Here is a 15,512-nt window from a genome sequence, read left to right as displayed (position 1 = left end):
GGCGGGGGGGGGGGGGCCCCCCCCCCCGGGGGGGGGGGGGGGCCCCGGGGGGGGGGGGGGGCCCCGCCCCCCGCGGCCCCCGCGCCCCCTTCCGGTACCGCGTCAGGAAGTGGCCGGCGGCGTCGGCCCGCCGGCGTCCTTGTGCGCGATCTTGCCCAGGGCGTCCTTCGCCTTGCCCGTGCCGCTCGTGATCCGGTCGCTGTACTTGCCGTGGGTCTTGGAGTCCACGGCCTTGGCCACCTTGTCCAGACCCTCGGTGATCCTGCCCTCGTTCTTCTGGGCGAGGTCGCCGACCTTGTCCTTCGCCGGAGCGAGCTTGGCCTTCAGATTGTCCAGCAGGCCCATGGGTCACCTTCCATTGGCGGTCGCTACGTACGGGCGCCCTCGCCGGCTTCGTTGTCCACGGCCACCTCGGCCGACTGCTGCTTCGGGATGTCCACGGCTTCCGCCGCGGGGGCCTCCGGACCAGCGGGCTCGGCCTCGGCCTCGTCGGCCGTACCGGACTCCGTCGTCACGGCCTCGGCAGCGACCTCCTCGGCCGCAACCTCGTCCTTACGACGAAAAAACCGATCAAAAACGCCCATGTCTACTCCCATAACGTTACTCGTGTGAGTGAAGTTCCGCCTTGGCCGGACCGGCCTCCGCCGGACGCACCGCCGGGCGCACTCCGGCCGGAACCTCGCCAGGGCAACGACCCCGTCACTGCCCCGTCACCTCACCCGATCGGGTACACGCCGCGGGGTTTGCGAGACTGGGGCGGTGAGGAAAGCAGCCCCCGCACCGCGGGTCATCGCCGTCGTCGGACCCACCGCGGCCGGAAAGTCCGATCTGGGCGTCGCCCTGGCCCGTCATTTCGACGGCGAAGTCGTCAACGCCGACTCCATGCAGCTGTACCGGGGGATGGACATCGGCACCGCCAAACTGACGACCGCGGAACGAGGCGGGGTCCCGCACCACCTCCTCGACATCTGGGACGTCACCGAGACCGCCAACGTCGCCGAGTACCAGCGCCTGGCCCGCATCGAGATCGACAAACTCCTCGCCGAGGGCCGTACGCCCGTCCTCGTCGGCGGATCCGGCCTGTACGTGCGCGGGGCCCTGGACGCCATGGAGTTTCCCGGCACCGACCCCGCGGTCCGCGCCCGGCTGGAGGAAGAGCTCGCCCTGCGCGGCTCCGGCGCCCTGCACGCACGCCTCGCCGCGTCCGACCCGGCCGCCGCCCGGGCGATCCTGCCCAGCAACGGGCGCAGGATCGTCCGCGCGCTCGAGGTCATCGAGATCACCGGCCGCCCCTTCACCGCCAACCTGCCCGGCCACGAGTCCGTCTACGACACCGTGCAGATCGGCGTCGACGTGGCCCGCCCCGAACTCGACGAGCGGATCGCGCTCCGGGTGGACCGGATGTGGGAGGACGGGCTGGTGGAGGAGGTCCGCGCCCTCGAGGCCCGGGGACTGCGCGACGGAATCACCGCCTCCAGGGCGCTCGGCTACCAGCAGGTGCTCGCCGCGCTCGCCGGGGAGTGCACCGAGGACGAGGCCAGGGCCGAGACCGTCCGCGCCACGAAGCGGTTCGCCCGTCGGCAGGATTCGTGGTTCCGCCGCGACCCGCGGGTGCACTGGCTCAGCGGCGCCGCCGCCGACCGGGGGGAACTCCCCGGGATCGCACAGACGTTGGTCGAACGAGCGGTTACAGCCTGATCACGTGATGGCATCGGGACGCCCCGGGCGCCCGTTCGGGGGTCGGCGGCGTGCCATCATCAAACTCCTGGCGGTGCGGTCACCGGCAGTGCATGGCGGCGTACTGAGTCCGAGTGGGGAGGGCGCGTGGCGATGGAGGCCGGCCCTCGTGACACCGGGCAGGGCAACACCCGGCGGGAAGCGGACCCGAAGCTTCTCGACCGGCTGGACGGAACCGGAACCGGAACCGGAAGCGGAACGGGAAGCGGAACCGGAAACGGAACCGCCCCGGGAACCGAACCCGCCGGGCTCGGGCTGCCCGCCGACCCCGCGCGGCTGACGCCCGACGGCCCCGACGCGCCGGACAGCGCCGACGTGGATGCGGGCGGGCCCGAGTTCGAGGTCGAACTGCGTCCGCAGCGCCGCCTGCGCCTGTGGCAGATCGCCCCCATCGTGATGCTCGGCGCCGCCGGCTCGCTCATGTTCGCCTTCCCGCTCGCCTTCGAGTTCGGCGACGGCGGAGCCGTGGTCGCCATGCTCGGCTTCCTCATCAGCTGCTGCGCCGGCGGCTGGGGCATGATGGCCGCGCGCCGCGTCGGCTACACCTGGCCCGGGCTCCCGGCCCGGGGCAGCGGCCGCCGCCCCGACTGGCGCGTGGCCGCGCTGTACGCCGTGGCCGCGCTGGCCCTCGTAGCCCTCGCCGTGTACCGGGTGGCGCGGCTCCGCTGAACGCCCGCGACCAGCGGATCGGTACCATGAGCGGGTGACGCAGAACAGCCTCTCCTTCCTCAAGGGCCACGGCACCGAGAACGACTTCGTGATCATCCCGGACCCGGACAACGCCATCGAGCTGCCCGCGTCCGCCGTCGCGAAGCTGTGCGACCGGCGGGCCGGGATCGGCGGAGACGGCGTCCTGCACGTGGTCCGGTCCGCCGCCCACCCCGACGCCGCGCACCTGGCCGGCGAGGCGGAATGGTTCATGGACTACCGCAACAGCGACGGCTCCATCGCCGAGATGTGCGGCAACGGCGTCCGCGTCTTCGCCCGCTACCTCGAGCACGCCGGCCACGTCGAGCCCGGCGACCTCGCGATCGCCACCCGGGGCGGCGTCAAGCAGGTCCACCTCGACAAGAGCGGCGACGTCACCGTCGCGATGGGCCGCGCGGTCCTCCCCGAGGGCGAGGTCACCGTCTCCGTCGGCGAGCGCAGCTGGCCCGCGCGCAACGTCAACATGGGCAACCCGCACGCCGTGGCCTTCGTCGACAGCCTCGACGACGCCGGGAACCTGTACACCGCCCCGCCGTTCAGCCCCGCGTCCGCCTACCCGACCGGCGTCAACGTCGAGTTCGTCGTCGACCGCGGCCCCCGCCACGTCGCCATGCGCGTGCACGAGCGCGGCTCCGGCGAGACCCGCTCCTGCGGCACCGGCGCGTGCGCCGTCGCCGTGGCCGCCATCCGCCGCGACGGCGCGGACCCCGCCGCCACCGGCGCGCCGGCCACGTACACCGTCGACCTCCCCGGCGGGACCCTGGTCATCACCGAGCACCCCGACGGGCGGATCGACATGACCGGACCGGCCGTGATCGTGGCCGCGGGCGAGTTCGAGGCGGCCTGGCTCACCGAAACGGCTTTCGCCTGAAGCTTCCCTCTAATGGGTGATCCATTTCACGCTGAGCGAGAGGTGGACTGCGCCACGTGGTGGGGTCGGTAACATCAGGCACCGGCCCTGAGGGCTCACCCCATGCCCACCACCGCCGGTCGAAGCCGCCGGAGGTGCCCATGAGTGCAGAGGCCACGAACCCCGAAGCACACCCCGAAGCGCCCCCCGAGCTCCGCAGACGCGGCCGGACCAGGCTCGATCTGCGCCGGCTCGGGCGCGCGGCCCTGCTCGGGCCGACATCCCGCGACCGGCTCCCGGACGCCATCGGCCACGTCGCGGAGGCACACCGCGCCCACCATCCGGACGCCGATCTGTCCGTTCTGCGCCGCGCTTACCTGCTCGCGGAGACCTCGCACCGCGGCCAGATGCGCAAGAGCGGTGAGCCGTACATCACACATCCGCTCGCCGTCACCCTGATCCTGGCCGAACTCGGCGCCGAGACCACCACGTTGACGGCCTCCCTCCTCCACGACACCGTCGAGGACACCGACGTGACCCTCGATCAGGTCGGCGAGGAGTTCGGCGACGAGGTCCGCTTCATCGTCGACGGCGTCACCAAGGTCGAAAAGATCGACTACGGCGCCGCCGCCGAACCCGAGACCTTCCGCAAGATGCTCGTCGCCACCGGCAACGACGTCCGCGTGATGTCCATCAAACTCGCCGACCGGCTGCACAACATGCGCACCCTCGGCGTGATGCGCCCCGAGAAACAGGCCCGCATCGCCAAGGTCACCCGCGACGTCCTCATCCCGCTCGCCGAACGCCTCGGCGTCCAGGCCCTCAAGACCGAGCTCGAAGACCTCGTCTTCGCGATCCTGCACCCCGAGGAGTACGAGCGCACCCGCGCGCTCATCGCGGCCCACGCGGGGGACCGCGACCCGCTGCCCGCCATCGCCGACTCCGTACGGACCGTCCTGCGCGAGGCGGGCATCACCGCCGAAGTACAAGTACGGCCGCGGCACTTCGTCTCCGTGCACCGGATCGCCCTCAACCGCGGCGAGCTGCGCGGCTCCGACTTCGGCCGCATCCTCGTCCTCGTCGCGGAGAACGCCGACTGCTACGCCGTGCTGGGGGAGCTGCACACCTGCTTCACCCCGGTCGTCTCGGAGTTCAAGGACTTCATCGCCACCCCGAAGTTCAACCTCTACCAGTCGCTGCACACCGCCGTCGCCACCCCCGAGGGCCACGTGGCCGAGGTCATCGTGCGGACCCGGCAGATGCACCGCGTGGCGGAGGCGGGCGTGGTCGCGCTCGGCAATCCGTACGCCACCGCGTCCGCCGCGTGCGGCGCGTCCACGACGGCCACCGCCGCTTCCGGGGCCCCGGCCGCCCCGGCGGACCCGTACGAGGAACGCGTGGACCCGACGCGGCCCGGCTGGCTGTCGCGGCTGCTCGACTGGCAGCAGTCCGCGCCCGACCCCGACACCTTCTGGAGCGTCCTGCGCGCCGAGCTGGCCCAGGACCGGGAGATCACCGTGTTCCGGGCCGACGGCGGGACGCTGGGCCTGCCGGCCGGGGCCAGCTGTATCGACGCCGCCTACGCGCAGCACGGCGAGGCGGCCCACAGCTGTATCGGCGCCCGCGTCAACGGGCGCCTCACATCCCTGTCCGCCCCGCTGTCCGACGGGGACACCGTGCAACTGCTGCTCGCACAGGACGCCTCCTCGGGACCCGCCGCCGAGTGGCTGGACCACGCGAAGACCCCCGCCGCCCGGATCGCCATCAGCAGCTGGCTCGAAACCCATCCCGACCGCGCGATGGCCACCACCACGGCGGCCCGGGCACCGCTCTCCGTGGTCGGGGCGCGCGGCGGCGGTGCCAACGCCGTCGCCGACCTGCCGAACGCCCCCGTACGGCTCGCCGGCTGCTGCACCCCCGTGCCGCCGGACGCGGTCGCCGGATTCGTGGTCCGGGGCGGGGCCGTCACCGTGCACCGCATCCACTGCGCCGCGGTCGCCCAGATGCGGGCGGTGGGGCGCACTTCCGTCGCCGTGCACTGGCGGGCCACGGCGGACTGCCGGGTCACGCTGCTCGCCGAATCGTTCGGCCGCCCCCACCTGCTGGCCGACCTCACCGAGGCCATCGCCCGCGAGGGCGTCGAGGTCGTCTCCGCGACCGTCGAACCCCCCGTGGAACAGCGGGTCCGGCACACCTACACCCTCCAGCTCCCCGACGCGGCCGGGCTGCCCGCCCTGATGCGCGCGATGCGGAACGTGCCCGGCGTGTACGACGTGAGCCGCGCCTAGCCGGCCGGCTCCGACGGCTAGCCCGGGTCCGCGCCGGAAGGTCCCGTTCGGGTGGACCCGTCGCGCGCCGTACGCGGCCGTGTGGCGGACGCTGATATGCGGTGGTGGATGCAGCTCACCTCCCCGCGCCTGCGCGCCGCCCTGCTCGCCGCGGCCTCCCTCACCCTCGTCGCCGCCGTACTGCCCCCGCCGACGCCGCTGGGCATCGGCGACCGGCTGTTCCCCGAGCTCGGGAACCCCGGGTACGACGTGCTCTCGTACGACCTCTCCTTCACGTACAAGGACAACCGCACCCCCCTCGACGCCGTCACCGTCATCGACGCCTGGGCCCTGCAGCCGCTGGAGCGGATCAACCTGGACTTCACCCACGGAAAGGTGGCGTCCGCCGAGGTCAACGGCGAGCCGGCCCGATTCGAGAGCGTGGGGGAGGACCTCGTCCTGACGCCCGCGCGCCCTGTCACCGCCCACGTGCCGCTGCACATCACCGTCCGGCACACCAGCGACCCGCGAGGGCGCGTTGACGGCGGCTGGGTGCCCACCGAGGACGGCCTGGCCATGGCCAACCAGGCGGACGCCGCCCACCGGGTCTTCCCCTGCAACGACCACCCCGCCGACAAGGCGTTCTTCACCTTCCGGGTCACGGCCCCCGAAGCGCTCACCGTCGTCGCCAACGGACTGCCGGTGGCAGCGGCCCTGCCCGCCGGTCCCTCCAAGACGTGGACGTACCGCACCCGGCATCCGATGGCCACGGAACTGGCCCAGGTCTCCGTCGGACGCTCCGCGGTCGTCCACAGCACCGGACCGCACGGGCTGCCGCTGCGCGACGTGGTGCCCGCCGCCGACCGGCAGAAGCTGGACCCCTGGCTGAAGAAGACCGCCGGCCACATCGCCTGGATGGAGGAGCGGGTCGGCCGCTACCCCTTCGAGAACTACGGGGTGCTGATCGCGCGGGCGACCACCGGCTTCGAGCTGGAGACACAGACCCTCTCGCTCTTCGAGCACAGCCTGTTCTCGGGCGAGGGCTACCCCGAGTGGTACGTCGAGTCCGTGATGGTCCACGAGCTCGCCCACCAGTGGTTCGGCGACAGCGTCGCCCCGCGCACCTGGTCCGACCTGTGGCTCAACGAGGGACACGCCACCTGGTACGAAGCCCTGTACGCGGACGGCCTCGGCAAGTACTCCCTGGAGCGGCGCATGCGCGAGGCGTACCAGCGCTCCGACCAGTGGCGGGCCGCGGGAGGCCCCCCGGCCGCGCCCAAGGCGGCCGCACCGGGCGAGAAGATCGGCCTGTTCCGGCCCGTGGTCTACGACGGGTCCGCCCTGATCCTCTACGCGCTGCGCCAGGAGATCGGCACCCAGGCCTTCGACCGCGTGGAGCGCCGCTGGGTGTCCGAGCACAAGGACGGGGTCGCGGGCACGGAGGACTTCGTACGCCTGGCCTCGCAGGAGGCCGGACGGGACCTGACGGCCTTCCTGAAGCCCTGGCTCTACGGGCAGACGACCCCCGCGATGCCCGGCCACCCCGAGTGGAGCGGGAAAAGCGTGTGACCCGCGAGGAACGGGCATGTCACCATCGACAGGGCCGTTCGGGGAATCCCCGGGCGGTGTGACACGTTGGACGTGACAGTTATCCGAATCGACGTAGGGATCCAATGACCTCCTCTTCTTCCCCTTCCCAGGACGCGCGGGACGCACAGGACGTGCGCGAGTCGCAGAGCTTCACCGAGAGCCTTCGGGCCGATGCCCTGATGGAAGAGGACGTCGCCTGGAGCCACGAGATCGACGGAGACCGCGACGGCGAGCAGTTCGAACGCTCCGAGCGCGCGGCACTGCGCCGCGTGGCAGGCCTCTCCACCGAGCTCGAAGACGTCACCGAGGTCGAGTACCGACAGCTCCGTCTGGAGCGGGTCGTCCTCGTAGGCGTCTGGACCTCCGGCACGGTGATCGACGCGGAGAACTCCCTCGCGGAGCTCGCGGCCCTCGCCGAGACGGCAGGTGCCCTCGTACTCGACGGTGTGATCCAGCGCCGCGACAAGCCGGACCCGGCCACCTTCATCGGCTCCGGCAAGGCGCGCGAGCTGCGGGACATCGTCATGGAGAGCGGCGCTGACACCGTCGTCTGCGACGGCGAGCTCAGCCCCGGCCAGCTCATCGCCCTCGAGGACGTCGTCAAGGTGAAGGTGGTCGACCGGACCGCCCTCATCCTGGACATCTTCGCCCAGCACGCCAAGTCCCGAGAGGGCAAGGCACAGGTCGCACTCGCGCAGATGCAGTACATGCTCCCGCGCCTGCGCGGCTGGGGTGCCTCGCTGTCCCGGCAGATGGGTGGCGGCGGCGGTGGCGGCATGGCCACCCGAGGCCCCGGTGAGACCAAGATCGAGACGGACCGGCGACGGATCCGCGAGAAGATGGCGAAGATGCGCCGGGAGATCGCGGACATGAAGACCGGCCGCGACATCAAGCGGCAGGAACGGCGCCGCAACAAGGTCCCCTCGGTCGCCATCGCCGGCTACACCAACGCAGGCAAGTCCTCGCTGCTCAACCGCCTCACGGGCGCGGGCGTGCTGGTGGAGAACGCACTGTTCGCCACCCTCGACCCGACCGTGCGCCGGGCCGAGACGCCCAGCGGCCGGATCTACACCCTGGCCGACACCGTCGGCTTCGTCCGGCACCTGCCCCACCACCTCGTCGAGGCGTTCCGCTCCACGATGGAGGAGGTCGGCGACTCCGACCTCATCCTGCACATCGTGGACGGCTCGCACCCGGCGCCGGAGGAGCAGCTGGCGGCGGTCCGCGAGGTCATCCGCGAGGTCGGCGCGGTCAACGTGCCCGAGATCGTGGTGATCAACAAGGCGGACGCGGCGGACCCGCTCGTCCTCCAGCGCCTGCTGCGCATCGAGCGGCACTCCATCGCCGTCTCGGCGCGCACGGGCATGGGCATCGAGGAACTCCTCGCGCTCATCGACTCCGAGCTGCCGCGGCCCGAGGTCGAGGTGGAGGCCCTGGTGCCGTACACCCGCGGCTCGCTGGTCGCCAAGGCGCACGCCGAGGGCGAGGTCCTCTCCGAGGAGCACACCCCGGAGGGCACCCTGCTCAAGGTGCGGGTCCACCAGGAGCTGGCGGCGGACCTCGCTCCGTACGCGCTCGCCAAGCGGTGACCTGACGCGCGCACATGTGAAAGGACCGGGGCCCCTGCGACGCAGGGGCCCCGGTCCTTTCACATGCGGTGGGCCCTACTTGAACTTGCCGCTCACGGCGTCGAAGATGCCCTTCGCCTCCGGACCCAGCCGGGGTCCGGCCAGCCAGCCCGCCTTGGCCGGACCGATCGAGGTGTTCGACACCAGCGCCGGCTTGCCGTCCGCGCCCGCCGCGACCCAGCCGCCGCCGGAGGAACCGCCCGTCATGGTGCAGCCGATGCGGTACATCACCGGGTCGTTCGCGGTCAGCGACAGCCGGCCCGGCTTGCCCGCGCACTGGTAGGCCTTCTGCCCGTCGAACGGAGCGGCCGCCGGATAGCCGGTGGCCGTGATGCTCGCGACCTTCGGCACCGCGGGAGCGGCGAACTCCACGGGGAGCGCCGAACCGACCGTCTCCTCCAGGGACTTGCCGCTGCCCTTCTCGGGGGTCACGTGCAGCACCGCGAAGTCGTACGGGGCACCCGCGCCGCCGGTCGGACCGCCGGTCGCGATCCACTGGTCGGAGGTCTGCGCCCAGTCGCTCCACCAGACGCCGTACGGGGCCACCTGCTCGCGCGGCGCGCCCTTGAGCTGCGCCGCGGGCTTGCCCGCGTTGTTGTACGACGGGACGAAGGCGATGTTGCGGTACCAGCCGCCGGACTTGCCCGCGTGCACGCAGTGGCCCGCCGTCCAGACCAGGTTGGACTTGCCGGGATGGGCCGGGTCCTTGACCACGGTCGCCGAGCAGACCATCGAACCCTCGGGCCCGTCGAAGAAGACCTTGCCGGCCTCGGGAACGCTCTGGTGGTAGGGCGGGTTCGCCGCCTTGGCCGTCACCGGCGCCGGGGTCGGGTCGGTGACGCCCTGGTCCTTGCCCGCGTCCGGGTCCACGGAAGGCTGCTTCGGCTGCTCCGCGTCACGCATGCGGTCCGGGTCCCACAGGTCCTCGATGATCGGGTTGATGTAGTCGCCCGCCTCGCGGAGCCAGTCCTCCTTCTTCCAGTCCTTCCACGCACCCCCCTTCCACTTCTCCAGGTCGATGCCGTGCTCCTTGAGCTTGTCCTTGAGCTGGTCCGGGATCTTGATCCCGTCCGTGCCCGGAAGGCTCGCCGCCACGGTCGGCTTGGCGTCGCCGCCGGCCTCCCCGTCGCCGGGCCCGCAGGCGGCGGCGGTCAGCGTGAGCGCGACCGCGCACAGGATCGCGGTGACCGGTCGGTTCGGTCGCATGTCGTTCGTCCCCCAGGTGGATTCGAGGCGTGGAGTGCAGCACCCCACTATGCCGCCGAGGTTGGGGACGGCACAGCCCGGGGCAGCGGTTCCGTGTTCTCTTCGCCCGGCGGGCAAGGATCTTGGCCCCACCCGTGATCCGTCGCCGCCGCCGTCGTTGGTACGTACGGGGGATGGGCGGGCAGCGCTCGTGTTCGAGGCGCAATCCGGAAGAGAACTCCGTGCGGGAGGACCGACACTCGTGGCTTTGACCGAGCCGGCGGCGGCCGCGGCCGCCGCCGCACAGATGACGCCGCCGCAGGCGCCTCCACACGATCCACCGCAGGTTCCGGCTCAGGTTCCGGCGCAGGTTCCGCCGCAGGGAGGCCGGTTGCCGGGGGTCGCCGGCCCGGTCCTCGCCGACGCCATCCTGCGACGGCAGGCGCAGCGGGAGTCGGCCGCCCGGACGTACGCGCGCTCGCTGCCCATCGTCCCCGTGCGCGCCCGCGGCCTGACCATCGAGGGCGCCGACGGACGCCGCTACCTCGACTGCCTCTCCGGGGCCGGGACCCTGGCCCTCGGGCACAACCACCCGGTCGTCCTCCAGGCCGTTCGCGGAGTCCTCGACTCCGGGGCGCCGTTGCACGTCCTGGACCTCGCCACCCCGGTCAAGGACGCCTTCACCACCGAGCTGTTCGCCAACCTGCCGCCCGAACTGGCAGCCGACGCCCGCGTCCAGTTCTGCGGACCGGCCGGCACCGACGCCGTGGAGGCCGCCCTCAAACTCGTCCGGACGGCGACCGGCCGCTCCGGGCTGCTCGCCTTCACCGGGGCCTACCACGGGATGACCGCCGGAGCCCTGGACGCCTCGGGCGGGGCCCAGGACGTACGGGTGACCCGGCTGCCGTACCCGCAGGACCACCGCTGCCCGTTCGGAGTCGGCGGCGCCGAAGGAGCCGAACTCGGCGCCCGCTGGACCGAGAACCTGCTGGACGACCCCAAGGGAGGGGTGCCCGCCCCCGCCGGGATGATCCTCGAACCCGTACAGGGCGAGGGCGGGGTCATCCCGGCCCCGGACGCCTGGCTGCGCCGGATGCGCGAGATCACCGCGGCGCGGGGCATCCCCCTGATCGCGGACGAGGTGCAGACGGGCGTGGGCCGGACCGGCGCCTTCTGGGGAGTCGACCACGCCGGGGTGGTACCTGACGTGATGGTCCTGTCCAAGGCGATCGGCGGCAGCCTGCCGCTCGCGGTGATCGTGTACCGGGCGGGTCTGGACGTGTGGACCCCCGGTGCCCACGCGGGCACCTTCCGCGGCAACCAGCTCGCCATGGCCGCCGGCACCGCCACGCTCGCCTTCGTCCGCGAGAACCGGCTCGCCGAGCGGGCAGCCGCGCTGGGCGAGCGGATGCTGACGGCCCTGCGCGGCCTGGCCGCCGCCCACCCCTGCATCGCGGACGTGCGCGGCCGCGGCCTGATGATCGGCGTCGAACTCGTCGACCCCGACACCGGGACCGCCGCGCCGGCCCTCGCCGAGGCCGTCCGCCAGGAGTGCCTGCACCGGGGCCTGATCGTCGAACTCGGCGGCCGCCACAACACCGTCGTCCGCCTGCTCCCCCCGCTGACCCTGACCGACGAGCAGGCCGCGGCGGTCCTCGACCGCCTGGCCGACGCCATCCCGGCCGCCGCCCGCCGGACCCACTGACCCGCACCCCGAGGACCCGCGATGCCCGACCCGCACCACGCCACCCCGCCCCCCACCCACCTCCTCCCGAAATCCCCACCCCCCGCACAGCACCACGCCCCGCCCGAGCCCCAGTCCCCGCCCCAAGCCCCCCCACTGAGCCCAGCCCAGTCCCAAGCCCCGGTCCTGGCACAGGCTCAGTCCCAGTCCCCAGCCCTGGCCCAGGCCCAATCACAAGCCCCGGCGTTGGGCCAGGCCGAGGCCCCGGCGTTGGGTGCTGCCCAGGCCGCGACTCCGGCCCAGGCCCCCGCCGCCGGTACGGCCGAGGTGCACGCCCCGATGCGGGCCCCGGGTCCGGAGCAGGCTTCGGCCCAGGCCCCCACGCTGGGCCCTGCCCAAGCCCCGGCGTTGGACGCTGCCCAGGCCGCGACTCCGGCTCAGGCCCCCGCCCCCGGTACAGCCGAGGTGCACGCCCCAATGCAGGCCCCGGGTCCGGAGCAGGCTTCGGCCCAGGCCCCCGCGCTGGGCCCTGCCCAGGTCCAACTCCCGGCGTTGGACCGGACCCAGGCTCAGGCCCAGCCCCCAGCCCCAGGCGCGACCGAGGCGCACACCCCCGCCCAGGGCCAGGCCCAGGTGCAGGCCTCGACCCAGGCCCCTGCCATGGATCCGACCCAGACGCAGGCCCAGCCCCCGACCGAGGCCCCGACTACCGAGGGCCCGGCGCTGGGCCCGGTCCAGCCCCAAGCCCGGGCGTTTGGCCAGGTCCAGAACCTGCCCCCGGCCCCCGCCCAGGCCGCGACCGCAGCCTCCGCGCTGGGCCCGACACAGGCGCATGCCCCCGCCCAAGCCCAGGCCCCGGAACCCGACCCGGACCCCGTACACGGCCCGGCTCAGGTTCCGGCCCTAGGCACTGTTCAGTCCCAGGTCGCCGCCCCGGACCCTGCCCAGACCCCCGTGCAGGGTCCGGCTCAGGCTCCGGCCCTGGATACGGTCCAATCCCAGGACGCCGCCCACGACGCCGCCCAGGGCCCGAACCGGGACCCGGCGCAGGCGCAGGCTGCGGGTGAGGCACCGCCCGAGGCTCGCGCGTCTTCCGACCCCGCGCCCAGGCTCCTGCCCTCCGTGCCCCCCTTGCCCCCGGCGCCTTCCGCACCGGTGGGGCCCGCCGGTCCGCCGGAGCACCCGCAGGCTGGTGTCCCGGCCGCCGCCACCGGGGCGCCGCGCCAGCAGCCCCACGCGGCCGGCGTCGGGGCGGCGGCCACCGTGCCGCGGCAGAAGGACGGCACGCCCAGACCCCGGACCATGTGGGCCGTTCCCGCCGGACCCGGGCCGACCGCGTGGCCCGACCTCCTGGACCACCCGGACCCGGCCGTCGCCGCCGAGGCGGCGGCGGTGGAGAACCTGCTCCGGTGCTGGGTCCGCGAAGCCGCCATCCGACGGCCCGACGGCCCCGCCGGGACCCCGCTGCGCATCCCGCTCCCCGCATCCGGCACGGCCCTGCTCGTCCCCGTCCAGTACTGGTCCGCCGCGGGCTGGCACCGCTTCGGACCCGCCCGGCTGGCCGGGGCCCCCGCCACCGCCCAGGCCGTGGACGCCGTCACCCTGGCCGCACTCATCGCCCGGGAGGGCGCGCTCCCAGGCCCAGGCCCGGGCGCGGTCCCGGGCTCAGCCGGACGCTCCGGCGCGGTCCGCGGCAACGCCGACCTCGTCGGCCGGGTCGCCGACTCGGTCCGCCGCACCGCGGAGTTCATCGCCGACCGGCGCGAACGCCCCGCCGCCCCGGCCGCCATCGGCGTGGACCGCTTCCTGACCGCTGAACAGTCCCTCCTCCTCGGTCACCCCCTCCAGCCGGACCCGAAGAGCCGCGAAGGACTCTCCGAGGCCGAAGTACGCCGTTACTCACCCGAACTCCACGGCTCCTTCCCCCTGCACTGGTTCGCGATCGCACCCTCCGCCCTCGCCACCGAATCCGCCTGGACCGAGCGCGGCCGACCCGTATCCGCCGCCCAGCTCCTGGGCCGCCTCGCCCCCGGACTCCCACTGCCCGACGGCGCCACCCCCCTTCCCCTTCACCCCTGGCAGGCCCGCGACCTGCTCCACCGCCCCGCCGTCGCTGCCCTCCGCGACGCCGGACTCCTGCACGACCTGGGCCCCTACGGCGTCCACTGGTACCCCACCTCCTCCGTCCGGACCGTCCACCGACCCGGCTCACCCGCGATGCTCAAGCTGTCCCTGGGCCTGCGCATCACCAACTCCCGCCGTGAGAACCTCCGCAAGGAGCTCCACCGCGGTGTCGAAGTGCACCGGCTGCTCCGCACCGGCCTCGCCGAGCAGTGGCAGGCGGCCCACCCCGGCTTCGACGTCGTCCGCGACCCCGCCTGGGTCGCCGTCGACTCCCCGGACGGCACCCCCGTCCCCGGACTCGACGTCCTGCTGCGCCACAACCCCTTCCGCTCCGGCGACGACGCCGTCTGCATCGCCGCTCTCACCGCTCCCCGCCCATGGCCCGGCCGGGCCACCATGAGCTCCCGGCTCGCCGAGATCGTCTCCGGACTCGCCGCCGCCACCGGACACGCCACCTCCGCCGTCGCAGCCGAGTGGTTCCTGCGCTACCTCGACCACGTGGTCCTGCCGGTCCTCGCCTTCGACGCGCTCGCCGGCATCGCCCTCGAATCGCACCAGCAGAACACCCTGGTCCTCCTCGACCCGGCCGGCTGGCCTGTCGGCGGCCGCTACCGCGACAACCAGGGCTACTACTTCCGCGAATCCCGCCGCGCGGAACTGGAGCACCGGCTTCCCGGAATCGGCAGCCTCAGCGACACCTTCGTCTCCGACGCCGTCACCGACGAGCGCTTCGCCTACTACCTCGGCATCAACAACGTGCTCGGCCTGATCGGGGCCTTCGGATCCCAGCGGCTCGCCGACGAACGCGTGCTTCTTGCCGCCTTCCGCCGCTTCCTCGGCAAGGCCGCAGGCCTCGGCCCGCTCCCGGCGAAGCTGCTCGACTCGCCCACCCTGCGCTGCAAGGCGAACCTGCTCACCCGCCTGGGCGGCCTCGACGAACTCGTCGGACCCGTCGACACCCAGTCCGTCTACGTCACCATCACCAACCCCCTTCACGATTGACGCGTCGGAACCGACGCGGGGAAGAACCCGATGCCCACCACAGACGCCCCCGCCAATTCCGCCGGCTCCACCACCCATGCCACCGGCACGGTCCGCGCCCACGACGACACCATCGAACTGCGGCTCCCCGCCGGACTGTTGCCGCTGCTCGCCGAAGCCGACCTCCTCGACTCCCCGGCCACCTGGGGCAGCACCGACACCCCTGCCGGAGACTTCCGCCTCGAACCCGTACGACCAGGCCGCGACCTGGAACTCCTCACCGCCTGGATGAACGACCCCGAGGTGGCCGCCTATTGGGAACTCGCCGGTCCCGCCGAGGTCACCGCAGCCCACCTTCGGGCCCAGCTCGACGGGGACGGCCGCAGCATCCCGTGCCTGGGCCTTCTCGAGGGCGCACCGATGAGCTACTGGGAGATCTACCGGGCCGACCTCGACCCGCTCTCCCGCCACTACCCGGCTCGACTCCACGACACGGGTATCCACCTGCTCATCGGAGACGGCACGAACCGCGGCCGCGGTCTGGGCACCACCCTGCTGCGCGCCGTCGCCGACCTGATCCTCGACAACCGCCCCCGCTGCACACGTGTCATCGCGGAACCGGACATCCGAAACACCCCCTCCGTATCGGCCTTCATGAGCTCTGGCTTCCGCTGTTACACCGAAATCGATCTTCCCGAGAAGCGTGCCGCCCTGATGATCCGGGAGCGGGCGCTGCGCAATCTCCTCTGAGTGCCGCC

The 15,512-nt window shown here is 73.1% G+C and carries 12 protein-coding genes; 9 read left to right on the top strand and 3 right to left on the bottom strand.

Annotated elements, in window-relative coordinates; translation table 11 throughout:
• Positions 1-102: 102 nt before the first annotated feature.
• Both ACIPUC_RS35670 and ACIPUC_RS35665 read right to left on the bottom strand, forming a co-directional pair.
• The gene (locus tag ACIPUC_RS35670) at positions 103-345 is read right to left on the bottom strand and encodes an antitoxin (RefSeq protein ID WP_446594539.1); all 243 of its coding nucleotides are present in this window, start codon (positions 343-345) and stop codon (positions 103-105) included.
• Positions 346-368: 23 nt separating this feature from the next.
• Positions 369-515 carry a hypothetical protein gene (locus ACIPUC_RS35665; protein ID WP_446594538.1) on the bottom strand — a complete coding sequence of 49 codons (147 nt, stop codon included), beginning with the start codon at positions 513-515 and terminating at the stop codon, positions 369-371.
• Between the two features lie 244 nt (positions 516-759).
• Here ACIPUC_RS35665 and miaA point away from each other — a divergent pair, with 244 nt between their 5' ends.
• From miaA to hflX, 6 genes are all read left to right on the top strand, one after another.
• Positions 760-1,698, top strand: coding sequence for a tRNA (adenosine(37)-N6)-dimethylallyltransferase MiaA (miaA, locus tag ACIPUC_RS35660; protein WP_446594537.1), 939 nt, complete (start codon positions 760-762; stop codon positions 1,696-1,698).
• Between the two features lie 132 nt (positions 1,699-1,830).
• Positions 1,831-2,406: a hypothetical protein gene (locus ACIPUC_RS35655; protein WP_446594544.1), complete on the top strand. Its 576-nt coding sequence runs from the start codon at positions 1,831-1,833 to the stop codon at positions 2,404-2,406.
• Between the two features lie 34 nt (positions 2,407-2,440).
• On the top strand, positions 2,441-3,316 hold the full coding sequence (dapF, locus tag ACIPUC_RS35650) for a diaminopimelate epimerase (RefSeq protein ID WP_446594536.1): 876 nt from the start codon (positions 2,441-2,443) through the stop codon (positions 3,314-3,316).
• Between the two features lie 140 nt (positions 3,317-3,456).
• Positions 3,457-5,583, top strand: a complete 2,127-nt coding sequence (locus ACIPUC_RS35645) for a RelA/SpoT family protein (RefSeq protein ID WP_446594535.1) — start codon at positions 3,457-3,459, stop codon at positions 5,581-5,583.
• A 108-nt stretch (positions 5,584-5,691) separates the two neighbouring features.
• Positions 5,692-7,131: a M1 family metallopeptidase gene (locus ACIPUC_RS35640; protein ID WP_446594534.1), complete on the top strand. Its 1,440-nt coding sequence runs from the start codon at positions 5,692-5,694 to the stop codon at positions 7,129-7,131.
• A 104-nt stretch (positions 7,132-7,235) separates the two neighbouring features.
• Positions 7,236-8,741, top strand: coding sequence for a GTPase HflX (hflX, locus tag ACIPUC_RS35635; RefSeq protein WP_446594533.1), 1,506 nt, complete (start codon positions 7,236-7,238; stop codon positions 8,739-8,741).
• 75 nt (positions 8,742-8,816) lie between these two features.
• Here hflX and ACIPUC_RS35630 read toward each other — a convergent pair whose 3' ends face one another.
• The gene (locus tag ACIPUC_RS35630) at positions 8,817-9,986 is read right to left on the bottom strand and encodes a trypsin-like serine peptidase (RefSeq protein ID WP_446594532.1); all 1,170 of its coding nucleotides are present in this window, start codon (positions 9,984-9,986) and stop codon (positions 8,817-8,819) included.
• A 286-nt stretch (positions 9,987-10,272) separates the two neighbouring features.
• On the opposite strand from ACIPUC_RS35630, the gene ACIPUC_RS35625 reads away from it, so the two are divergent.
• The 3 genes from ACIPUC_RS35625 (at position 10,273) to ACIPUC_RS35615 (ending at position 15,504) form a co-directional block, all read left to right on the top strand.
• On the top strand, positions 10,273-11,670 hold the full coding sequence (locus ACIPUC_RS35625) for a diaminobutyrate--2-oxoglutarate transaminase family protein (protein WP_446594543.1): 1,398 nt from the start codon (positions 10,273-10,275) through the stop codon (positions 11,668-11,670).
• Positions 11,671-12,780: 1,110 nt separating this feature from the next.
• On the top strand, positions 12,781-14,775 hold the full coding sequence (locus tag ACIPUC_RS35620) for an IucA/IucC family protein (protein WP_446594542.1): 1,995 nt from the start codon (positions 12,781-12,783) through the stop codon (positions 14,773-14,775).
• A gap of 30 nt (positions 14,776-14,805) precedes the next feature.
• Positions 14,806-15,504: a GNAT family N-acetyltransferase gene (locus ACIPUC_RS35615; protein ID WP_446594531.1), complete on the top strand. Its 699-nt coding sequence runs from the start codon at positions 14,806-14,808 to the stop codon at positions 15,502-15,504.
• Positions 15,505-15,512 lie beyond the last annotated feature (8 nt).

The organism is Streptomyces sp. LARHCF249 (assembly GCF_052871255.1).
The sequence above is the reverse complement of the archived record's forward strand: the minus strand, read 5'-3'. Positions and strand labels throughout refer to the sequence as shown.